This is a genomic window from Umboniibacter marinipuniceus, assembly GCF_003688415.1.
GTDB classification, from domain to species: Bacteria; Pseudomonadota; Gammaproteobacteria; order Pseudomonadales; family DSM-25080; genus Umboniibacter; species Umboniibacter marinipuniceus.
On sequence record NZ_REFJ01000002.1, the window covers coordinates 268,699 to 290,501 of the forward strand.

The 21,803-nt window shown below is 48.1% G+C and carries 19 protein-coding genes; 14 read left to right on the forward strand and 5 right to left on the reverse strand.

Going from position 1 to position 21,803, the window contains the following annotated elements; genetic code table 11:
• The first annotated feature begins 126 nt into the window (after window positions 1-126).
• The 9 genes from DFR27_RS05015 (at window position 127) to DFR27_RS05065 (ending at window position 9,111) form a co-directional block, all read left to right on the forward strand.
• Window positions 127-951 carry an ion transporter gene (locus tag DFR27_RS05015; protein ID WP_121876363.1) on the forward strand — a complete coding sequence of 275 codons (825 nt, stop codon included), beginning with the start codon at window positions 127-129 and terminating at the stop codon, window positions 949-951.
• A gap of 107 nt (window positions 952-1,058) precedes the next feature.
• Window positions 1,059-1,505 (forward strand): hypothetical protein, encoded by a 447-nt coding sequence (locus tag DFR27_RS05020; RefSeq protein ID WP_121876364.1) that lies wholly within the window; start codon window positions 1,059-1,061, stop codon window positions 1,503-1,505.
• A gap of 370 nt (window positions 1,506-1,875) precedes the next feature.
• Window positions 1,876-2,784: a kinase gene (locus DFR27_RS05030; RefSeq protein WP_121876365.1), complete on the forward strand. Its 909-nt coding sequence runs from the start codon at window positions 1,876-1,878 to the stop codon at window positions 2,782-2,784.
• A gap of 13 nt (window positions 2,785-2,797) precedes the next feature.
• Complete coding sequence (locus tag DFR27_RS05035) at window positions 2,798-3,589, forward strand: HAD-IIB family hydrolase (RefSeq protein ID WP_170150781.1); 792 nt, start codon at window positions 2,798-2,800, stop codon at window positions 3,587-3,589.
• A gap of 30 nt (window positions 3,590-3,619) precedes the next feature.
• Window positions 3,620-4,873: a glycosyltransferase family protein gene (locus tag DFR27_RS05040; RefSeq protein ID WP_121876367.1), complete on the forward strand. Its 1,254-nt coding sequence runs from the start codon at window positions 3,620-3,622 to the stop codon at window positions 4,871-4,873.
• On the forward strand, window positions 4,854-6,608 hold the full coding sequence (locus DFR27_RS05045) for an alpha-amylase family glycosyl hydrolase (RefSeq protein WP_121876368.1): 1,755 nt from the start codon (window positions 4,854-4,856) through the stop codon (window positions 6,606-6,608). The genes DFR27_RS05040 and DFR27_RS05045 overlap by 20 nt, the downstream gene beginning before the upstream one ends.
• Before the next feature lie 276 nt (window positions 6,609-6,884).
• On the forward strand, window positions 6,885-7,277 hold the full coding sequence (locus tag DFR27_RS05055; RefSeq protein ID WP_121876370.1) for a VOC family protein: 393 nt from the start codon (window positions 6,885-6,887) through the stop codon (window positions 7,275-7,277).
• A 93-nt stretch (window positions 7,278-7,370) separates the two neighbouring features.
• Entirely contained in the window at window positions 7,371-7,517 is a 147-nt protein-coding gene (locus DFR27_RS05060; RefSeq protein ID WP_121876371.1) for a DUF2256 domain-containing protein, read from the forward strand.
• 1 nt (window position 7,518) lies between these two features.
• Entirely contained in the window at window positions 7,519-9,111 is a 1,593-nt protein-coding gene (locus DFR27_RS05065; RefSeq protein ID WP_121876372.1) for a cryptochrome/photolyase family protein, read from the forward strand.
• 86 nt (window positions 9,112-9,197) lie between these two features.
• On the opposite strand, the gene pta is transcribed toward DFR27_RS05065, so the two are convergent.
• From pta to DFR27_RS05090, 5 genes are all read right to left on the reverse strand, one after another.
• A complete protein-coding gene (gene pta, locus DFR27_RS05070) occupies window positions 9,198-11,285 on the reverse strand; it encodes a phosphate acetyltransferase (protein WP_121876373.1) in 2,088 nt (695 codons plus the stop codon).
• Complete coding sequence (locus DFR27_RS05075; RefSeq protein ID WP_121876374.1) at window positions 11,282-12,481, reverse strand: acetate/propionate family kinase; 1,200 nt, start codon at window positions 12,479-12,481, stop codon at window positions 11,282-11,284. Before DFR27_RS05075 ends, pta begins: the two co-directional genes overlap by 4 nt.
• Before the next feature lie 77 nt (window positions 12,482-12,558).
• Window positions 12,559-13,134 carry a thymidine kinase gene (locus tag DFR27_RS05080; RefSeq protein WP_121876605.1) on the reverse strand — a complete coding sequence of 192 codons (576 nt, stop codon included), beginning with the start codon at window positions 13,132-13,134 and terminating at the stop codon, window positions 12,559-12,561.
• A 78-nt stretch (window positions 13,135-13,212) separates the two neighbouring features.
• Entirely contained in the window at window positions 13,213-14,016 is an 804-nt protein-coding gene (locus tag DFR27_RS05085; protein WP_121876375.1) for a S1/P1 nuclease, read from the reverse strand.
• Between the two features lie 57 nt (window positions 14,017-14,073).
• Window positions 14,074-17,205, reverse strand: coding sequence for a TonB-dependent receptor (locus tag DFR27_RS05090; RefSeq protein ID WP_121876376.1), 3,132 nt, complete (start codon window positions 17,203-17,205; stop codon window positions 14,074-14,076).
• Between the two features lie 303 nt (window positions 17,206-17,508).
• Between DFR27_RS05090 and thrS the strand changes: the two genes are divergently transcribed.
• From thrS to pheS, 5 genes are all read left to right on the forward strand, one after another.
• On the forward strand, window positions 17,509-19,428 hold the full coding sequence (gene thrS / locus DFR27_RS05095) for a threonine--tRNA ligase (protein WP_121876377.1): 1,920 nt from the start codon (window positions 17,509-17,511) through the stop codon (window positions 19,426-19,428).
• A gap of 54 nt (window positions 19,429-19,482) precedes the next feature.
• Window positions 19,483-20,028: a translation initiation factor IF-3 gene (infC, locus tag DFR27_RS05100; protein WP_121876378.1), complete on the forward strand. Its 546-nt coding sequence runs from the start codon at window positions 19,483-19,485 to the stop codon at window positions 20,026-20,028.
• A gap of 64 nt (window positions 20,029-20,092) precedes the next feature.
• Window positions 20,093-20,287 (forward strand): 50S ribosomal protein L35, encoded by a 195-nt coding sequence (rpmI, locus tag DFR27_RS05105; protein ID WP_121876379.1) that lies wholly within the window; start codon window positions 20,093-20,095, stop codon window positions 20,285-20,287.
• Window positions 20,288-20,318: 31 nt separating this feature from the next.
• Window positions 20,319-20,675, forward strand: coding sequence for a 50S ribosomal protein L20 (gene rplT / locus DFR27_RS05110; protein WP_121876380.1), 357 nt, complete (start codon window positions 20,319-20,321; stop codon window positions 20,673-20,675).
• Window positions 20,676-20,778: 103 nt separating this feature from the next.
• Window positions 20,779-21,792, forward strand: a complete 1,014-nt coding sequence (gene pheS / locus DFR27_RS05115) for a phenylalanine--tRNA ligase subunit alpha (RefSeq protein WP_121876381.1) — start codon at window positions 20,779-20,781, stop codon at window positions 21,790-21,792.
• Window positions 21,793-21,803 lie beyond the last annotated feature (11 nt).

A 21,803-nucleotide genomic window follows, 5' to 3' on the forward strand; every position in this document is an offset into this window, starting at 1 on the left:
TTTTAGCTAAAGCGCTTGGCTCAAGATAAGCTTTGGCTGATAATTAGCGAACTTTGATAATGCCAATGGAGAAGAGAGTGACTGTGCAGACGTATTTTAACGTTGCGAGTTAACCAATAGAACCCAATGAACAACCTAGATAAATCCCCCGAAAGTTCAACACTAGCGCTACAAAACGCCTTTTTCCGCCTGAGATCCAACAAAGCCTTTGAGCTTTTTGTGGTGGGCGTCATCATCTTTTCTGCCTTGGTGATTGGTGCAAGAACCTATGAGCTCTCTCCAGGCTTAATCCGAGCGATCACCATACTCGACTGGGCAGTAACGTTTATTTTTCTGTTTGAAATTACCGTTAGATTCCTCGGAGAGCCGGATAAAAAGCGTTTCTTCCTAAAAGCATGGAATGTTTTTGATACCCTAATTGTTGTGGTGAGCTTAATACCCATCGACAACAGTGATATGGCACTGATAGGTCGTTTAGTACGGATATTTCGCGTACTTCGAATGGTCTCCATCATTCCAGAGCTACGCGTTTTGCTGGACTCATTATTTAAGGCATTGCCGCAGTTAGGCTACGTGATGCTAATGATGTTTATCATTTTTTATATTTACGCGGCCGTGGGAGCTACCTTCTTTGCCGAAGTAAATAGTGTCCTTTGGGGTGATATCTCCATCAGTATGCTAACGCTGTTTAGGGTAATGACGTTTGAGGATTGGACGGATGTGATGTACGAAACCATGGCCGTCTACCCGCTAAGTTGGATATATTACTTTTCGTTCATTTGCCTTACGGCCTTTGCGTTCTTGAATATGGTCATTGGAATTGTAGTGAGCACGCTTGAAGAAGAGCATGCTCGCGTAGCTAAGCAGGAGGCTGACGACGCTGGTGTTCCAACAATGCTAGACCTTCAGGCTCAGATTGCCGAACTCAAAGTCTTATTAGAGAAACGTTAACTACTCATGCCGCAGCGAGGCTTGGGTTTTAGCGCAATTTTACTGCTAGGCTAAAGAATAGGTGAATAATTATCTGTTCATATTAGTGAACAGCAAGGAGGAACTTGGTGAACACTATCAACTGCCTAGCAGCTTTGCTCTTATGCCTAGCGTCCACAGCACTAGCTGATGACACAAGGTCCGTTACCGAGGAATTGGTTCTCAGCGCGCAACAGGAATGCGAATCCTTCGAGAATGGTGAGTTCGATGTAACCAATCAAGCAATCCGCTATGAGGACTTAACCGGAGACGGTCAGCCTGAGGAGATCGTGGACGCCTCTGAGTTTTCCTGCTCGAGTTCGGCGTCAATGTGGGGTGGATCAGGAGGTACCTACCTGTGGGTGGTTAGCGGAGAGAAACAGTATGAATTTCTGGCACACCTTTGGAAAGTGATAGAAATAGGGGGGCAAAAAGTACTTGTTCTTGCGGTGCACTCGTCGGAATGTAGCGATACGGTCGGGCCCTGTTACCGTGCGCTTATATGGAACGACGGCGAATTTCGAACCACTCGCTAATTCATCCTAGCTCTGCATTGCCTTCAAGCTCTGCCTTTTCTTACAGTTCTAGTTCTAGTTCTAGTTCTAGTTCTAGTTCTAGTTCTAGCTCTAGTTCTAGCCAGAGCCAGAGCCAGAGCCAGAGCCAGAGCTAACTCTAGCCTTAGATTCAGCTTTAGTTGAGTTGTTTCCGCGATGTTCTTCCTTTTTCTGTATCTATCTACCTACCATCCCATCAGATGCAAATCGAGACCACTGACTATTGAGTGCTTGATCTCAACGGCACGGTTATTGCTAATTCTTAAGTAACACTAATAAGTTTGCAGTGATTCCCACTGAGTAAGTTTTCCGTATAACCTAGTGTTTGGTCTAATTGTCAGGAGAAGCCTTAGTGTCAAACGAACAAATTGCTGAACTAGTCGAGGACTTCGCAACGCGATATCGGTTGGGACCTGTATTTGTGCGTGATGCGCTCAAGTTTATCGTACCGCTAGCGCTGCATGTCATTGCGCGTAGGGCACTTAAAGGCCGGCCTATTGTAATGGGCATCAATGGGTGTCAGGGCTCAGGTAAGTCAACCACTGCAGCGCTCCTTGCGGAACTGCTAATGGAGTGCTCCACGTACAGTGCGTTAGCCATATCAATTGATGACTTCTACCTGAGTTCCGAGGCTCGAGTGGCATTAAGCGAAGAAGTTCATCCTCTACTCATTACTCGTGGTGTGCCAGGAACACATGATCTCGCATTGGCAATGGAGACACTTGAGCAACTGACTAATTCTGCGGAAACGGTGGCAATTCCTTCCTTCAACAAAGCGACGGATGAACCCCGGCCAAAAGTGAATTGGCACCAATTTGGTGCGCCCTGTGACATTTTGATCCTAGAAGGGTGGTGTCTGGGGATCACACCTCAACTCACGGATGCCCTAGCGCTACCTATTAATTCACTTGAGGCGCGAGAGGATCCAAAGGCAACTTGGCGCACCTGGGTAAACGAACGGTTGGTCTCCTATCAGGCGCTTTTTGCGCGGATAGATTGCCTCGTGATGCTCAAGGCTCCCAGTTTTAGTTGTGTAGCCAGCTGGCGCCTTGAACAAGAGCAACGTTTAAGCGCTAGCTTAGCGGAAGGCGAAGCGGGCAATCGGGTTATGGGTTCAAGCGAGGTTGAGCGGTTCGTTCAGCACTTTCAGCGATTAACCGAGCATGCGCTCAATAACTTAGCGGACCGAGCGGATGTCGTGTTAACACTTGATAGTTCCCGGAAAATTACCGGTTCTGTAGTCAAAATGGGCGGACAATAGGGTGTCTTACATCGTGTTCTCAGATCTGGACGGTACGCTCCTGGACCACTACGACTATTCGTTTTCGGCAGCGATTGAGGCTATTCGCACGCTGCAACAACGAAACATCCCGATAGTGCTAAATACCAGCAAAACGAAGGCTGAAACGGCTGTAATTCTAGCCCAAATGCAACTTGATGACGCTTTCATCGTGGAAAATGGTGCTGCCGTATTTCTTCCCAAGAGTCACTTTTCTACACCGCCTTCGGGCTGTTACTCCACCGGAGAGTTTTGGTGCTACGAATTCGTAAAACCGATGCCCCAATGGCGTGAATTACTTCGCCAATTTGCACTGCAGACACCTACATGTTTTAGCTCCTTAAGTACCATGCCGTTGCAGCAGCTTATTGAGTTAACGAGCCTAACGCCCGAGCAGGCTGAGGCGGCTAAGGACCGCGGTTATGCTGAGGTATTACATTGGACTGGGTCTGATAGCCAATTGTCCTCGTTACATAAGTTTGCTGAGGAAAATGGCGCAAAGGTTCATATAGGTGGCCGGTTTGTTCATTTTGGCGGCGAGTCAGATAAGGGAAGAGCAATGCAGTGGGTGACGGCACGCTATCAGGAGTTAGAAGGCGAGTTGCTTCAAACCATTGCTTTAGGGGACGGCCAGAACGATGCCCCAATGCTAGCGCTGGCTGATTTTCCGGTTGTTATTCGATCGCCAGAAAATCCGGCACCAAATCTTTCGACAGAGAAATCTATTCGTACGAGTGAGTTGTATGGGCCTCATGGCTGGCGTGAGGAGATCGAACGGTTTTTTTAACTTTAGGCTGACAAAAAAAGGGAAGTGACCATGGCGGATTTTCATCAGAACGGAAACATTACAACGCTGCATAATCTTGGGACGCACTCCCTCGAAGCGATGGAAACGGAGCTACTTAAGTTCAGTAGTCAGCGCCCCTTAGGGTTAATTCTCCCGTCGCTCTATTCAGAGCTTGGGACCAAAGCGCTACCTGGTATCATAAAAGAGCTTAAACAAGTGCCGTACCTGGCTCAGATTGTCATAGGCCTAGATCGCGCAAGCGAGGCCGAATATTGCCACGCGCTGGAATTTTTCAGCGAACTGCCTCAACACCACAGAGTGCTCTGGAATGACGGCCCAAGGTTGCGTGCCATTGATGCGGAGCTGCAGAAAATGGGGTTGGCTCCGCCAGAGCCAGGTAAAGGGCGAAATGTTTGGTACTGTATGGGCTATTCGCTCGCTACGCGCAAGGCCGACTCCATTGCTCTGCATGACTGCGATATTCTGACCTATAAGCGGGAGTTACTAGCACGACTGATCTATCCCGTAGCAAATCCACTCTTCAACTACGAGTTCTGTAAGGGCTATTACGCTAGAGTTGCGGATAATCGCATTAACGGGCGCGTTTCTCGGCTGCTCGTAACGCCGATGATTCGTGCAATAAAGCGAGTCATGGGTGAAAGTGATTACCTCAACTACCTAGACAGCTTTCGCTATATTCTGGCCGGTGAATTTGCGTTTCGCCGTGACGTCCTCCGAGACATCCGAATCCCTAGCGATTGGGGTTTGGAAATTGGCGTGTTGTCCGAAGTCTATCGGAATTACAACAGTAACCGTCTCTGCCAAGTTGATGTGGCCGACAATTATGACCACAAGCATCAAGACCTTGCCGTCGAGGATAAGGCTGCAGGCCTAAATAAAATGTCAATTGATATCGCTAAAGCGGTGTTCCGAAAACTCGCCACTCGCGGCATGGTATTCGAGCAGGAAACGTTTCGTACCATCAAAGCCACCTATTTACGTATTGCCCTCGATTTCGTTGAAACCTATCGGAATGACTCGCTCATGAACGGATTGGAGTTTGATATTCATAGTGAAGAGAAAGCGGTGGAACTCTTCGCCAATAACATTATTGATGCCGGCCAAACATTTCTTGATGAGCCGCATGAACGTCCATTTATTCCAAGTTGGGGGAGGGTGGTCAGCGCTGTGCCTGATATCTTCGATCGGCTCGTTGAGGCGGTAGAAGGTGACCATCAAGAATTCTCAAGATCAGGACAAGCCAATGGTTTCAAATATGCCTAATCAGCTCTCGACTAGGATCCAGCGGCACCTGACTAAGATTTATGAGTCAGTTGATCTTGAGCAGTCCATTGAAGAGATTACCGAGCATCTTCTGAATATTATGCGTTTAGATCAGACAGCCGAAGCACCGCTTGCGCATAGAAATCATTGGGACCAAGGAGACATTGCGCTAATTTGTTATGGTGATAGCCTACTTCAAAAAAATGAAAAACCGCTACATACACTAGCTGGATTTTTAGATGGTTATCTGGCTGATACTATCAGCATGGTACATATTTTACCTTTTTTTCCGTGGACATCGGATGATGGTTTTGCCGTTCAAGATTACACGGTAGTCAACGAGTTTCTGGGAGATTGGGGGGATATCGCCGACATCGCTGTTAATTTTAAACTAATGGGCGACCTGGTAATAAACCATGGCTCTAGCCACAGCGTCTGGTTCGATAATTTCAAGCAAGGCTTGCACCCCGGTAGAGATTTCTACTTTACCGCACTCCCTAGCGACGACCTCAGCAGTGTGGTTAGGCCGCGAACGAGCCCGCTTTTGCAGCGTATTGATACCAATGAAGGACCTCGATGGGTTTGGTGTACCTTCAGTCATGACCAAATTGATTTTGACTTTCGTAATCCTGAGGTACTTAAAGCTTTTGTAGAGATAATTCGCTTGCACCTGGATAAAGGCGTGCAGGTCTTTCGTTTAGACGCGGTGGCGTTTCTCTGGAAGGAGGTGGGCTCTTCCAGCATCAACCTAGCTGAAACGCACGAAGTGGTGCGCCTTCTTCGTACCTTGATAGAACACGCCGCGGACGGGGCGATGATAATCACTGAAACCAACATCCCCAATGAGGAGAACTTGGCCTATTTTGGGAATGCCAATGAGGCGCATGCAATCTATAACTTTTCACTACCGCCGTTACTAGTTTATGCATTGATTAGCGGCGATAGCCACTACCTCCGACAGTGGCTAATGACGTTGCCTCCGGCCCAGTTTGGTACTACGTATTTCAACTTCTTAGCCTCTCATGACGGTATAGGCTTGCGACCGGTTGAAGGACTCTTAAGTGATGAGGAGGTGGATGCATTCATTCGCACAATGGAACGATCGGGCGGGCTTGTCTCATGGCGTGCTGGTGCAGGCGGTGTGCGTAAAGCGTATGAAATAAATATTACCCTAATGGATGCGCTCCACGGAACAATCAAAGGACCTGATGGGTTTGCTTTTAAGCGGTTTGTTTGTGCGCATGCGGTGATGTTGGCGCTTGAGGGAATCCCAGCTTTTTATATTCACAGCCTACTTGGGACTCGTAATGATCATCAAGCCGTAGATCGTTTGGGTTATAACCGAGCTATTAACCGTCATCAATGGGATTACGAAGTCCTTGGTCGCCATTTAGCACATCCTGATTCACCAAATAGTCAAGTCCTCGAGGCGTTAAAGCGCATTATCGTAATTAGAAGGAAGCAGCCCGCTTTTCACCCCAACGCAACTCAGTATACGTTGCAATTAGGGCCTGGGCTATTCGGCTTTTGGCGACAAAGTAGTGACCGAAATCAGAGTATTTTCTGTTTATTCAACCTAACGAATACTGACCAAAGTATTCCCGTTAGCGAACTAAATTTAGTCCTTCTAAGTGACTGGTTTGATTTGATTAGCAAAGCGCCTATCGAAGCTGGAACCGGCGAACTTGAGTTTAAGCCATATGGGTTTAAATGGATTAGTAATCGAATCGACTAGTGTTACCAGACCAAGCGCCAACATTGGCCAGCAGCCAGAGTGTACTGACAGTCTTGGCTGCTAAGCTTTCCTAGTATCTTGGGCATTGATGCTATCCTTGTATTGTGGACATTCAGGCCTTGAGCCTCCCTCACTAACCAAGAACTCCAAATTCTGACCCATCGACGGCCTTTTACCGTAACAAAGACTAGTTGCACCATTTTGTGCTGGCGCTCCATTGGAAGCTGCGTCACTATTCATCACAACCAAACAAAAAGTTTTAAGGAGTAGTCTTAAATGCTAAGTCACATGATGATCGGTACTAACGATATTGTCGCATCTCAGAAGTTTTATGACGCCGTGCTTGCGGTACTTGGCGCAGGGGAGGCAATGAAGCACGTTAACGCTACGGGCCAAACCCGATTATTCTATATTCATGACGGTTCCACTTTTTGTATTACCGAGCCAATTAACGGTGAACCCGCAACAGTTTCAAATGGATCAACTATTGGCTTCGCGTGTGAATCACCGGAGCAGCTTCAGAGGCTTCATGAGGTAGCCATAGCTAATGGCGGAACAAGTATTGAAGGTGCGCCGGGGCCTAGAGATAGTGATATTGGCGTTATGCACCTATGTTATTTTTTAGATCCCGACGGGCATAAAGTCTGTGGACTTCACCGTCCAAGCTAGTGACCTCAGTCCGCGTTTCCGGTCTTTAGCTTAGCGATGCTTACTACTAAAGAATGAGCTCCATCAGGCGACAAGCTACTTAGGCGGTTAGAAATGAAAAAGAAGTCAGAGTTAGCCACGAAAATCTGTGTAGTTTGTGATCGGCCGTTTACGTGGCGTAAGAAATGGGAAAAAAACTGGCAGGCTGTGAAGTATTGCTCAAAGCGCTGTAGTAACGCTCGAAAGCTGGCGGTTCAGTGAGATGGTAGAGGAAGCGTTTACTCAAAAAACTGATTCGGTTCAGCTTAGTGCTTCAACCCTTCGGCTTGTCCTTGGAGATCAGCTAAATAGCCAACATCATTGGTATAAGGAGGTAGATGACTCGGTCGTCTACCTGTTAGCCGAGCTTCGACAGGAAACAGACTACGCTCAGCACCATATTCAAAAGGTCTGTGCTTTTTTCGCCGCCATGGAGGAATTCTCCGCAGTACTGAGTTCGAAGGGGCATCGTGTAATGCACTTAACCCTAGACAGTACTTCTGATTTTAACGGTTTAAATGGGCTATTGGATCACGTGATTAGTGAGTTAGGTGCCAATAACTTTCACTACCAGCTCCCTGATGAGTACAGGCTTAGAGAGCAGCTACAACACTTCGTTAATTCAAGAGATATAGTCAGCGAGGCGTTTGAGTCTGAACATTTCTTTGTTTCTGACTATGAGTTGGGAGGCTATTTTACCGCCGCTAAAGCGCATAGGATGGAAGCGTTCTATCGAAAAATGCGGCAGCGTTTTGATATCCTGATGTGTGATGGTCAGCCCGTGGGAGCGAAGTGGAATTTTGATCAAAGCAATCGCCAGAAGCTAAAATCGAGTGACTTAGCCGATATCCCAGCACCGTTGATCTTTTCAAACAACGTCAGTGAAATTCTGAGGCGAATCGAGCGTCATAACTTGGCGACTATCGGTGAGGCTTCGTCCTCACTGCTTTGGCCCATAAATCGAGGGCAGGCTCTTTCCCTCTTAGATTATTTTTGCCAGCATTGCCTGCCGCGATTTGGCCAGTTTCAGGACGCCATGACGGGTTCTAGCGAGTTTGCTTGGAGTTTGTACCACTCGCGAATTAGCTTCGCGCTAAATGTAAAGATCTTGTCTCCCAAGGAAGTCATCGATACCGCTATTCATCACTATGAAGGGAATCGGACTAGCATCGATATTGCTCAGATTGAAGGCTTCGTCCGTCAAATATTGGGCTGGCGAGAGTTCGTTCGAGGGATCTATTGGGCCAATATGCCAAGTTATACTGAGCTGAACGTTTTAGGCGCAACACGCTCTTTGCCTAAGTGGTTTTGGACAGGCAATACTAAAATGCGCTGTCAGCAAGCGGCAATAGAGCAATCACTTAAATTCGCTTACGCGCATCATATACAACGATTAATGATTACTGGAAACTTTAGTCTTATCGCTGGTGTTCAACCCAATGAAGTGGACGATTGGTACTTGGGTATTTACATTGATGCACTTGAATGGGTTGAGTTACCCAATACCCGCGGCATGAGCCAATTTGCGGATGGTGGCTTAGTGGCCAGTAAGGCTTACGCCGCTAGCGGCAACTACGTTAATAAAATGAGTGATTACTGCAAGACCTGTTTTTATCAGGTGAAGCAAGTCTCGGGGCACGGCGCCTGCCCATTAAATTCTTTATATTGGCATTTTATGAATCGGCACAGTGAAGCATTCTCCGGTAACTTACGTAATCGAATGGTATATGCCAACTGGCGCAAAAAAACTACAGCCGAACAAGAGGCAATACTCACTCAGGCTGAGCAGTACCTTCAGGACTTAGATGAGCTTTGAGTACCTGGTATGGGTAGCTAGCCGGCGAGCTCAATGTAGAATAACTTGAACTCGCGGGTCAGCGGCAACAACAATAGGGGAGTTGATTAGTTCGCGCCTGCTTGAATAGAGGTCAGGGCGATGGTGTAAACGATATCATCTACTAGGGCGCCTCGAGAGAGATCATTAACGGGCTTATTTAAGCCCTGTAACATTGGCCCAATTGAAATCACTCCGGCACTTCGCTGAACTGCTTTGTAAGTTGTATTGCCGGTATTAAGATCAGGAAAGATAAACACCGTTGCTTGGCCGGCCACCGAGGAGCTTGGCGCTTTCGACTTGGCCACGTTTGCGACGCTTGCCGCATCGTACTGAAGCGGGCCATCAATTAACACCTCGGGTAATTTATCTTTTGCCAGTTTAGTGGCGGCAATAACCTTATCTACATCGCTCCCTGTGCCTGACGATCCAGTTGAGTATGAGATCATCGCCACGCGGGGTTCGATACCAAAGGCGATTGCTGATTCGGCACTTTGGATAGCGATATCAGCGAGTTGTTCACTCGTTGGGTCAGGGTTAATAGCGCAATCGGCATAGACCAATACTTGGTCAGGTAGGCACATGAAAAAGCAGGACGATACTAGTGACTGGCCGGGCTTGGTTTTGATTATCTGAAACGCCGGTGTGACCGTTGCGGCAGTGGTATTCTCAGCACCGGCAACCAGGCCGTCAACATCACCGCAATGAAGCATCAATGTGCCTAACATAATACGGTCTTCCTGCAGAATGTCGGTGGCTAAGCTATGAGTCATTCCTTTGTGCTTACGGAGTTCAACAAACGTTTCTACGTAGCGATGAAACGACTCAATAGGATTCACAATTTGAAGGTTAGGGTGCTGGTCAATATTGAGCGCTTTTAATTGTGTTCGGATCTTTTCGGGTTCGCCCAGCAAAATACACTTGGCGATATTTCGCTCGCAGCAAAGTTGAGCGGCCTCCAGCGTACGTGGCTCGTCGCCTTCTGGAAGTACAATGGTATTGTCGAGTTGGGCGGCACGTTTAACGAGCTTGTATCGGAATGCCGCTGGGGAGAGTTGCGTTTTATAGCTACGTTCGGTCAATTTTAGTAAAGCGTCTCGGTCAAGATGCGCAGCAACGTGGTTGGTTAAAGCAGTGAAACGCTCTTCGTCCTGATTTGGCACATCCAGAAATAAGCTCGAGAAGTTTGAAACAACTTCATAGGTTCGCTCAGTGGTTTCCAAGACAGGTAGTCCCGAATCAAGTGCGGCCTTTATCAAATCAATACTCTGTTGTGATGGCTGGATACCTGAGGTAAGCAACAATCCTGCTAATTTAACGCCTCGTTGTTCAGCCAATGCCGCCATCATAAGTACATCAACCCGATCACCTGCGGTAACAATCAGGGTATTAGCCTTTAAATTCTTGGTAAGCGTATCAACAGAGCGGGTTGCTACCAAAAGCCAGGAGATCCGACGAGTCTTCGCTTCACCTTCATTGAGGTACTCAAAGTCACAGATACTGCGTAGGTCGGCAACGCGCGCACGGTTATTAACTTGATCCCAGGGTACGAAGCCAAGCATTGGTACAGGGAGAGGTTGAAGCTGTTCCGCCTTGAGTCCTGCCGAGTAATCTTTGCCATCTGAATCTAAAGATACGCCCAGATCTGGACGAATTCGGCCGTGGCGGTCTAGTGGCACACCTATTTTATTGAGCACCACCCCTAAGAGACGGTCATTAATAGCATGGTAGCTCTTCAAGGATAGCTTTATTCTACTGCTAATTTGTTGGGCATCTGTCCCAGCACCCGAGCACACCACAATTACCTGGCTGTTGAGCGACTTTGCCAGCAGAGTGTTGAACTCACGCGCTTGTGGAAGCTTAGCGGCTTCGGAGAGGCCAATGATGCAGACAACATCGTGGTCTTGACTGAGCGCGTCGAAACGTTCAGCGAGCGCTTCTAATACTTCGTACAGGCGTTGTTCCTCCACCGCCAAATTAAACGCCTCAAGACTATAAACCGGTACTAAGTGAATTAGGCTTTCGTTGGCCGTGCCAACAGGCCAAAATACCCCGGCGTTAAGCCCGTGTTGCTCAAAAAGGTGTTTTACACCTAGGGCAGTGGTCATTAGTCCGGCGCCCGGCTCGGCCGAAACAAGCTGAAATACTTTAGTCATGGTTGGCTTTCTCCAACGTTGGCTAACAGCGCAAGCGCCTCGTTAGCAATCATCAGTTCTTCATTTGTAGGAATCACCCAAACAGAAACGGCTGAATTGGCCGCGTCTATTTGTGCGGCTTCGTTTCGAGCAGCACCTTCATTATGATCACTGTCAATCTTAATATTTAGTAGCCCCAGCCAGCGGCACGTGAGCGCTCGTACCAATGGTGAATTTTCGCCAATACCGCCGGTAAAAACGAGTACATCTAAACTCGGCAAGGCGATAGCCATCGACGCGATTGTTTGGGCTAGGCGGTAGCAGAATACCTCGATGGCCACGGTAGCTGGCGCCGAGCCTGCTGTGAGGGCTTCTTCGAGCTCCCGCATGTCAGCGGTGAGTTCAGACAGTCCCAGTAAACCAGAACGCTTGTTGATTAGGATGTCGAGTTGCTCTGCGCTGTAGCCATGCTCTTGCATGAGGTGAATGAGAATCCCTGGATCAAGCGAGCCGGATCGAGTTCCCATAACGAGGCCGTCACTTGGTGTCATACCCATTGAGGTATCAACTGATCTACCGTTAGATACAGCACTCACACTGGCGCCATTTCCAAGGTGTGCAATCACCAGGTTCTGTGCGCTGATCGCGTTGCCAGTAAGTCTTGCTGTCTCGCGACTAATGTAGTGATGACTGGTGCCATGAAAGCCATATTTGCGGATGTTATAGTCACGCTCAAAATGCCGAGGTAGGGCGTAAAGGTAGGCGTATTCGGGCATCTTCGCATGAAAGGCCGTGTCAAATACGGCGACTTGTGGCACCGCCGGGTAGCTCGAAAGCGCGGCGTTAATCCCCTCGAGGTTAGCTGGGTTGTGTAATGGCGCAAGCGGAATACAGTCTTCAATTGCCTTAAGGACGTCCGCATTGATGAGTGTTGCTTGGCTAAATCGCTTACCACCATGTACTACTCGGTGACCAATTACAACAGGGGCTGGGTAGGCCGAGAGTGACACCAAAATAGCTGCTAAGGCCGCTTTGTGACTAGATTCAGCTAGTGCTGTAGTAGTCTTGAGGTTTGCCTCCTTGAAGTGCAGCACGGCTTGTTCAGTTTCCAGCCGCTCGGCAATACCTTCCACCAATACCATCGAGCTAGCGGAATCCAATAGTGTGAACTTTAAGCTTGAACTACCTGCATTAAACACTAAAACCGTCTGCGTCATATCCGCTCTAGAAGCTCCTGTTAATTGGTAATTAAATTTTAAGTCGCGTTCATTGCAACACTAAGCGCGCGAAAGCGCTAAGCGATGGCTTCACCAAAGTGCCGACGGCATAACGGTTTATACTTTTCGTTTCCGCCCACGGAAATCTTGTCGCCGTGCTTCACCACGTGTCCGCTTTCATCTAGGCGAACTACCATGGTCGCTTTCTTACCACAGTGACAAATTGTTTTGATTTCTTTTAGTTTATCGGCAATGGCAAGTAAACGTTCGGAACCCGCGAAGAGCTCTCCCATGAAGTCAGTTCGAATGCCAAAGCAGAGCACCGGTATCTGAAGCTCATCCACAACACGAGCCAGTTGATCAACCTGAGCACGAGATAGAAACTGACTTTCGTCCACTAATACACAGTGTGGTCGCTGGCCATCTACTAGCAAGGAAATCTGACTAAAAAGGTTGGTGTGTTCAGTGAAAGTGTTTGCTTCAGCCTGAAGCCCTATGCGGGAACTGATCACACCCGCCTGTGTTCGATCGTCTAATGCGGCAGTATAGAGTACGGGCGTTAAGCCCTGTTCGCGATAGTTATAGGCCGACTGCAGTAGCGTGGTAGATTTCCCGGCGTTCATGGACGAATAATAGAAGTAAAGCTGTGCCATTAAGTAGATCTCATCGCTGATAGAGTTGGTAAATTTGAAGGTACCACATGGAGAGGATGAGCTCCCCATGGCGGTAAGCTAATCGGCAGCAAAAATCGTATTCAACTGGTAGGCCAAGCGATAACTCGCTAGCCTTAGACGGTCCTTCACAAGCTCGCCATTATAATAGGCATACTCGTAACCGAGGTCTGGGTAGTCACCGTCATTCTTGTCTAGGCGCTCGTAGCACTGGTTACGCAAAATCATAGACTCGGCGGCCCATTCAATTGGCTCTGCTTGGGCGCTTTCGTGAGCGGTTAGGGTGATGTTTTCGTCAAGTGCTTCAACTAGCTCACTAAAGCTCAAATCCCAGTGATCAATAATTTTGCTATCCCAAACAGTGTGAAGATTGCTTCGTTGGCCAAACCAGTCTACCCGAACGGCATTGCCGCCGCGATCTGATCGATTACCCACATGAAGGGGTTGATGGATGTCGCCAACGAAGTGGACATAGAAGGCAAGTGCCTGCCATCGGTCTTCGGTGGACAAAGTTGAGTCATTGATCTTTTGGGACATGGTGTCAATGCCGCTCAAGATGTCACCGCGAGATGAGCGAGGAAAATCACCATGGATATCTTCGTGATCATCAATAGAAACGTAGTGCCAAGGAAAGGTATGACGCCAGGTGTTTGCGTCGGAACGGATTTCATCAGGCCAGGTAGAGAGTTCCCAGAGTTTATTGTCTGAGCCGATGATTTCATCAATGCCGGCTCTGGCTTCTTCGGTGAGATAGCGATCGGCCAGCTTTGCTACGGTACGGTGACCAGAAGCGCCCCAAGCATGAGCATCTACCGTTAGTGCGCCAACTAAAGGGAGGCTAGCGATAAGTAGCGATTTATTCATTTTCAGTACCCTTATACAAGAAGGGCGTGTCACTTTCGTGGCACGCCCTTTAAACACTTAGAAGTTATAGCGTAAGCCTAACTTTAGCTGCCAAACAGAGCGTTCAGGGTTCACTCGATCCCAGTTCTTCGTCTCAAGACCCTGCTGGCCGAACGGAACACTATAAGTGTAGACGCCCGAAGCTGGATCATAGTCATGATCAACTAAGATTTTGTTGTTGAAGCTCTGAGAGCGATAAACGCCCCAGTCGTCGTTTAGCATGTTAAGCACGTTGACAAAGGAAAGTGTTACCACACCGCGATGCTCGTCAGTAAATCCTGGGATTTCCTGGCTAATATTTAGATCCAGAGAGCGAATCCATGGCTGCGTATCGACACCACGCGGGACGATATCGCCAGCGTGGCCACCTAGGCCAATTTCGTTAACGGCCGACATAAGTGTGTCATAGTCTAAGCCCCAGCCGTAGGCAACGTTTGGATCGTTAGCATCCACTGGAATATAAGGTAGATAAGCGTCCGAACCCTGTAGCGAAGGCTGATCGCCTAAACCGCCGTCACGGTAAGAACCTAGCACCCAGCTAAGCGGACGGCCAGAACGCGCTTCATAGAACATGTTGACGGACGTCTCATAGCCTGAGAAGAGTTCTTTTTCCCAGTTTAGAGATAGCGTAAACCTATGTTCAGACTGCCAATAGCCTGGTCCAAGCGTTGTGCCATTTCGGTCGTAACGTGTTACCGGGTACTGATAGTTCGAGCGAGCCGTACTACTTGAACCTTGGGTACCTTCGGTCACGTCCTGATAGGTATACGAGGTGAACATGCTCCAACCGTTTGACCAGTCGTTTGCCATAGACAAGGTAAAGATGGTGCTTTTGCCGTCATCCTGTGCGTTGGTCAACATGAGGTCGTAGCGATCGGTATTAGACTGAGTCAACGGATCGTATGTCTCATAGACTGTGCGGCCAGTGCCGTCTTCGCCAATATAGCGGCGCGATAGATCAACCCAGCGAACATCGTTCTTGTTGTGCTTGATCATCACTTCTGCGGCTATCTCAACGCTATCGCTAAGTAGTGGAATGTCCCAGTAAGTTTCAGCTCGTAAGCTGTAGCGCCAGTCGTACGGGATGTCGAAATTAGGTGATACGGCATTCACAAGCCCGTCACCGCCGACTAAGCCAGCGGTTGCATCTGCGGGAACCTGAGCAAAGTCGATAGGCCACGTTGGATCCCAGCCACCAAAATAGGTTAACGCCGATTGACCGTCGTTGGAGTAGCTGTTAGACATCCACACTAGCGGCGAGCCGCCAGAGAACTTACCAATACCACCGGAAAGAACGAAGTCGTCTGTAACGGTGTAATCGAAACCGATTCTTGGCAAAATCATCGACTCGCCGTCGAAGGTAGAGCTATTATCGAATCCGTAGCGATTAACAAAGTTTTGGTTAGTTGCTGGTGAATCAGGCATCGAAATCTGTTCGTAACGAATGCCGTAGTTAATGTCTAGTTTGTCAGTTACGGTCCAAAGATCTTCAATAAAGAAGGTGTTTGTGACCATGCTGAAACTTGCTGCCGCATCTTCGGCATTGCCCGATGCTGCGTTGGAGTAGTTGAAGCGGTCAACTAGACCATTCTCAAAGTCGTCAATTGAAGAGAAACTCCACGAACCTTTTGCAGCGGGTACGAATAGGTTGAATACGTCAACATTCTCGTAGTTGTAGCCAAAGGTGATTTGGTGGTCGCCTAGCAGGTAGTTACCTTTAAAGAGGAATTCCGTAGTTTGGTTGTTAAGACGGTTGGCCTGTCGATACTGGTCCACACCGAAATTAACCGTACCAGAGCTAGAGCGAACAGCTACTTGGCCTATCCCTAGGTCATAGAAGGGCTGCTGATTGGTTGTAGTATCTTTATAGCCAAGCTTCACTTCAGTAGAGAAAACATCACTCCAATCGCTGTTAGCAATCATGACGAAAGTCTCTAACTCTTCTTCCTTGTCATACCAATAGGATGAAGCATTAAGTGAAAATGGATTACTGGAAACAAGGTTGGTGCGGTTGCCGAGGGTGTGCTGATAAGTAGCAGCTAGACGATGGTCGTCCGAGATCTGCCAGTCAATCTTAGCTAAGATCTTTTCGTCTTCCTCAACCGGCTTGGTGGCATAACTTCCGATGGAAGCGAGGCCGTAAGTTTGCTGAGCAATTGAATCAATTCGATCCCAGTCAGCCTGAGTAACATTACTCTCATTGGCAAGCCCGCTTCCTGCTGGGCCGAACTCTGGGTTCAGTGGCTTATCAAACTTCTCATAGCTGAGGAATCCGAAGAGTGTATCTTGGATAATGGGGAAACCAGCAGAAACGCCCCAGGTGGTCTCTTCCGAAATCAAGCCTTCGTAATTCTCGCCGGCAACTTTGTCACCCGCCATGCTGTCGTCAGTGAATTCATAGAACACACTACCAGTAAGCTCGTTGGTACCAGACTTGGTAATGACGTTAATCTGACCACCGGTGAAGCCACCTTGCGTTACGCTGTAAGGCGCCACATTAAGGCTTACACTTTCTACCGCGTCCAGTGAGATTGGTGAGCGCTGAGTAGGGTAGCCATTAGAGTTGAGGCCGAAGTTATCGTTCTGTCTAATCCCGTCCACAACGAATGCGTTAGTCCGTGGGTTGGCGCCGGCAACGCTAAACTCGTCGCCGTCCAATACTGCAAGCGGATTACGTTTCAGGGTGTCGCGAAGGTCGCGATCGATACTGGCCGATTTAGTAATGTCGTCTGCGCTGAAATCACGGCCAGGTTGGCGGTCAACCCGAGAACCAGTCACCATCACTTCTTCAAGCACCACGGTACTGCCTACCGTAAAGTTAAAGTTGGTATTGTTACCTTGCACAAGAAACACGTCATTCAGGGTGGTATCCGTGAATTCAGTGGTGTCCACTTCAATGGTGTAGGGGCCGCCCACACGTAGGCCGTTGACCACAAATACGCCACTTTCGTTCACAGCAGTGTCAACTTGACGACCGGTGTTCTCGTGGGTGATGGTAACGGTTGCATTGGTCACGGTTCGACCGTCATCGGTCATTACTTTACCGCGGACCGAAGAGGAAGTGTCTTGAGACATTGAGTGCATGGACAACGATAAGGTTGACAGCACGGCGAGTGATATTAGATTGGGCTTAAAGCGAATAGCTCTCATGGATCCCTCCAGGGGTTCGTTTTTTTATATAAAACTGCACATAAGTCAGCGAGTACGGCTTTTGACCATAGCAAGTCTGAACGCTGATTTTTTCAATTTTAGGACAACGCAGGTGTTTATCAAGCAATAGTTTCAGGTGCTACTATTCCCCTGGTGAATACCGGTGCTACCACGGAGCACTAAACGCTTGGATTGCATGAACCGAGTTGGGCCTATATACTGCCGCTTCAAACTTAATTTAAGCTGCCAAAGCAGCCTATCACGTGGCCTTTCGTAGGGGTCACCACTGAAAAGAGGTCTACAATGCCTAGCATTTCTCTCCCAGACGGTAGTAGCCGTCAATTTGATTCTCCTATTTCAATTCTTGACGTCGCCGCCGACATCGGTCCTGGTCTTGCTAAGGCCACACTAGCCGGCGTTGTTGATGGTGTTGAGCGCGACGCTGCTTTTGTTATTGAGAACGACGCAACGCTTGCAATCATTACTGAAAAGTCGCCCGAAGGTCTTGAGGTGATTAGGCACTCTACCGCGCATTTGTTGGCGCAAGCCGTCAAGCAACTCTTCCCTGAGGCGCAAGTCACCATAGGTCCAGTGATTGAAGACGGTTTCTATTATGACTTCGCTTATGAGCGTCCATTTACGGCTGAGGATCTTGCAGCGATAGAGAAGCGTATGCTTGAGCTGACTAAGCAGGATATTCCTGTGACTCGAAGAGAGCTTTCGCGAGACGATGCCGTAGAGTATTTCAAGAGTATCGGTGAGGCGTATAAGGCGGAAATCATCGAAAGTATTCCGGCTAACGAAGCTTTGTCGCTATACCGTCAGGGTGACTTTGAGGACTTGTGTCGTGGACCGCACGTGCCAAGCACTTCTAAGATTAAGGCATTCAAGCTGATGAAAGTTGCCGGGGCCTACTGGCGTGGCGACAGCAACAACGAAATGTTGCAGCGAGTCTACGGTACAGCCTGGACCGATAAAAAAGCGCTTAAGGCGTATTTACATCGCATCGAAGAAGCCGAGAAGCGTGATCACCGTAAGATTGGTAAACAGTTAGATTTCTTCCATCTGCAGGAAGAGGCACCTGGAATGGTGTTCTGGCACCCGAAGGGTTGGGCGGTTTATCAAGCTATTGAGTCCTACATGCGCACTAAGCAGCGTATTCATGGTTATCAAGAGATTAAGACTCCTCAGGTTGTCGACTACTCGCTCTGGCAGCGTTCTGGCCACGCGGATAAATTCTCTGACGGCATGTTTATGGTTAAAACTGAAGAACGTGATTTTGCTGTTAAGCCAATGAATTGTCCTTGCCACGTGCAGGTATTTAATCAGGGTTTGAAGTCATACCGCGATCTGCCGCTACGATTGGCGGAATTTGGCTCTTGTCATCGTAACGAACCATCCGGTTCACTACATGGCATTATGCGAGTTCGTGGATTTACTCAAGATGATGCGCATATTTTTTGTAGCGAAGCCCAGATCCAAGAGGAGGTTAGTACCTTTATTGATTTCCTTCATGAGGTCTATCACGATTTTGGCTTCAGTGAGATTATCTATCGCCTCTCTACACGTCCTGAAAGTCGTGTTGGTAGCGATGAATCGTGGGATAAAGCGGAGAAGTCTCTTGCTGATGCCCTGGATGCGAAAGGACTGCCGTGGGAAGAGTTGCCAGGTGAAGGTGCTTTCTATGGTCCAAAAATTGAATTCTCACTGAAGGACTGCATTGGTCGAGTATGGCAGATGGGTACTATTCAGGTGGATTTCTCCATGCCAGGTCGTTTAGACGCTCAGTACGTAGCTGAAGATGGCTCGCGTCAAACGCCGGTGATGCTGCATCGAGCGATTCTTGGGTCATTCGAGCGATTTATCGGTATTTTGATTGAGAACTATGCTGGTGCATTCCCAACTTGGCTGGCACCAACTCAGGTTTCAGTGCTAAATATCACTGACAAACAGAGTGAATGGGCTACTTTTGTAGCAAAAGAATTAGAAAAAGATGGTTTTAGGGCAAATACGGACTTGAGAAACGAGAAGATCGGCTTTAAAATCCGCGAGCATACTTTACAACGAGTGCCATACTTAATCGTAGTGGGTGATCGTGAAGTAGAGCAGCAAACTGTTGCGGTTCGAACCCGCCAAGGGGAAGACCTTGGGTCTATGCCTTTAGCGGACTTCAAAACATTACTGCAGAACGCAGTGAATGAGTTTGGTCGAGTCAGCAATTAGACCACGTATTATCACTAATGATGAACGTGGTGAACTGTAATTAGAACGGAGAATTTGATTATCAAGCGAGACAACGGTAGAGAGCGCGGTAATAAGGTTAAACTTAACCAACATATTCAAGCTCGCGAAGTCCGTCTGATCGGACCTAACGGTGACCAGATTGGTGTTGTTGCATTAGCAGACGCCTTGGAAGCAGCACGCTCAGTAGAACTCGATTTAGTGGAAATCTCACCAGATGCCGAACCACCTGTTTGTAAGGTGATGGACTTTGGTAAGCACATCTACGAATTGAAGAAACAGAAGGCTGCGGCTAAAAAGAATCAGGTACGAAACACCGTCAAGGAAGTCAAGTTCCGTCCTGGTACAGATGAAGGTGACTATAAGATTAAGTTACGCAATCTTATCAAGTTCCTTGAACACGGAGACAAGGCCAAAATTACGCTTCGCTATCGCGGACGTGAAATGGCTCATCAAGATCTCGGAATGCAGATGCTAAAACGTCTGGAAGGAGATCTTGAGGAATACGGTAGTGTGGAGATGTACCCGAAAATGGAAGGTCGTCAACTTACTATGGTAGTGGCTCCGAAAAAGAAGAAGTAATCCCGGCACTCGGTATGCCGGCTTACTTGTCGATTAAATCCTGAAATTTACTGGAGTTAACGAAATGCCGAAAGCTAAAGTACACAGTGGCGCCGCTAAGCGCTTTAAGAAAGTCGCAGGTGGCTTCAAACGTAAGAGTGCTCATAAGAGTCACATCCTTACTAAAATGACAACAAAGCGTAAGCGTCAACTTCGTGGCACCAATTTGGTTCACAAGTCCGATGTTGTACTAATTGATCGCATGTTGCGAACTAAGTAACCCTGAGTTTAATTTTTAGAAGGAATAGGCTATGCCTCGCGTAAAACGTGGAGTGACCGCAAATCGTCGTCACAAGAAAGTCTTAAAGCAAGCTAAGGGTTACTATGGAGCCCGTAGCCGCATTTATCGCGTTGCTGTTCAAGCAGTAACAAAAGCAGGTCAGTACGCTTACCGCGACCGTCGCGTTAAGAAACGTGACTTCCGTAAGCTATGGATTGCGCGTATCAACGCAGCAAGCCGTGCTAACGGTATGACCTACAGCCAGTTCATCAACGGTCTTAAAAAGGCGTCTATCGCTCTTGATCGTAAGGTAATGGCTGATTTAGCAGTTCACGACAAAGCAACTTTCTCTCTTCTTGTTGAGAAAGCAAAAGCCGCTTTAGCGTAAACCGCAAATAAAGTATACCTAGAGTACAGTTCGCTGTATTCTCACGAGCAGGGAAAGAGGCGACTCTTTCCCTGTTTTTGTATAGAGATATCGGAGTATCCGCATGGAAAACCTTGCTTCATTGGGCGATGAGGCCATCCAGTTAATCGCCGCCGCTGAAGACATTCAGTCCCTTGACGCTGTGCGCGTTGATTATTTGGGTAAGAAGGGCAAAATTAGCGCGCTTATGAAGAACCTTGGCAAGCTAACGCCCGAGGAGCGCCCACAGGCTGGCGCCCGTATCAACGAAGTTAAGATGCGCGTTCAAGATGCATTGAATGAGAAACGTTCTGCAATGGAAACCGCTGCGGTCAACGCTCAGCTCGCTGCCGAGCGCATTGATGTTAGCCTTCCTGGACTTCAGTCCACACAAGGTGGTTTACATCCAGTGACCCGTACCTTGGAGCGTATGCAATCAATTTTCTCTAAGATTGGTTTTGAAACGGTTGAAGGTCCAGAAATAGAAGATGACTATCATAACTTCGAAGCGCTCAATATTCCTGATCACCACCCAGCTCGTGCGATGCACGACACCTTCTACACGCTAGAGGGCGGTGTTCTTAGAACTCACACTTCGCCAGTGCAAGTTCGTACCATGGAGAGCCAAGAGCCTCCTATCCGTATTATTTGTCCGGGCCGCGTGTACCGTTGCGACTCAGACTTGACTCATACCCCTATGTTTCACCAGGTTGAAGGTCTTGTGGTTGCCAAGGATGTCAGCTTTGCCGATCTTCGTGGTACGGTTGACCAGTTCTTGAAAGCCTTTTTCGAGGCAGACTTACCAACGCGCTTCCGACCTAGCTACTTCCCATTTACTGAGCCCAGTGCTGAAGTAGATATTCAGTGTACTAGCTGTGGTGGTGAAGGGTGTCGAATCTGTTCAAACACAGGCTGGCTTGAAGTAATGGGCTGCGGCATGGTGCATCCTGATGTATTCAAAATGTCGGGTATTGATTCCGAAGTGTACTCGGGTTTCGCGTTTGGTTTTGGGGTTGAACGTTTAGCAATGCTGCGATACCGCGTCAACGATCTACGACTGTTCTTCGAGAACGACATTCCGTTCTTAGAGCAATTCTAATCGAGGTTTAA

What these genes read in the sequence shown, in the direction of transcription:
- DFR27_RS05090 (WP_121876376.1), bottom strand. Translation starts at nt 17,205, where the DNA reads ATGAGAGCTATTCGCTTTAAGCCCAATCTAATATCACTCGCCGTGCTG.
- DFR27_RS05060 (WP_121876371.1), top strand. Translation starts at nt 7,371, where the DNA reads ATGAAAAAGAAGTCAGAGTTAGCCACGAAAATCTGTGTAGTTTGTGAT.
- DFR27_RS05085 (WP_121876375.1), bottom strand. Translation starts at nt 14,016, where the DNA reads ATGAATAAATCGCTACTTATCGCTAGCCTCCCTTTAGTTGGCGCACTA.
- rpmI (WP_121876379.1), top strand. Translation starts at nt 20,093, where the DNA reads ATGCCGAAAGCTAAAGTACACAGTGGCGCCGCTAAGCGCTTTAAGAAA.
- DFR27_RS05040 (WP_121876367.1), top strand. Translation starts at nt 3,620, where the DNA reads ATGGCGGATTTTCATCAGAACGGAAACATTACAACGCTGCATAATCTT.
- thrS (WP_121876377.1), top strand. Translation starts at nt 17,509, where the DNA reads ATGCCTAGCATTTCTCTCCCAGACGGTAGTAGCCGTCAATTTGATTCT.
- pta (WP_121876373.1), bottom strand. Translation starts at nt 11,285, where the DNA reads ATGACTAAAGTATTTCAGCTTGTTTCGGCCGAGCCGGGCGCCGGACTA.
- DFR27_RS05055 (WP_121876370.1), top strand. Translation starts at nt 6,885, where the DNA reads ATGCTAAGTCACATGATGATCGGTACTAACGATATTGTCGCATCTCAG.
- DFR27_RS05015 (WP_121876363.1), top strand. Translation starts at nt 127, where the DNA reads ATGAACAACCTAGATAAATCCCCCGAAAGTTCAACACTAGCGCTACAA.
- DFR27_RS05080 (WP_121876605.1), bottom strand. Translation starts at nt 13,134, where the DNA reads ATGGCACAGCTTTACTTCTATTATTCGTCCATGAACGCCGGGAAATCT.
- DFR27_RS05045 (WP_121876368.1), top strand. Translation starts at nt 4,854, where the DNA reads ATGGTTTCAAATATGCCTAATCAGCTCTCGACTAGGATCCAGCGGCAC.
- DFR27_RS05065 (WP_121876372.1), top strand. Translation starts at nt 7,519, where the DNA reads ATGGTAGAGGAAGCGTTTACTCAAAAAACTGATTCGGTTCAGCTTAGT.
- pheS (WP_121876381.1), top strand. Translation starts at nt 20,779, where the DNA reads ATGGAAAACCTTGCTTCATTGGGCGATGAGGCCATCCAGTTAATCGCC.
- rplT (WP_121876380.1), top strand. Translation starts at nt 20,319, where the DNA reads ATGCCTCGCGTAAAACGTGGAGTGACCGCAAATCGTCGTCACAAGAAA.
- DFR27_RS05075 (WP_121876374.1), bottom strand. Translation starts at nt 12,481, where the DNA reads ATGACGCAGACGGTTTTAGTGTTTAATGCAGGTAGTTCAAGCTTAAAG.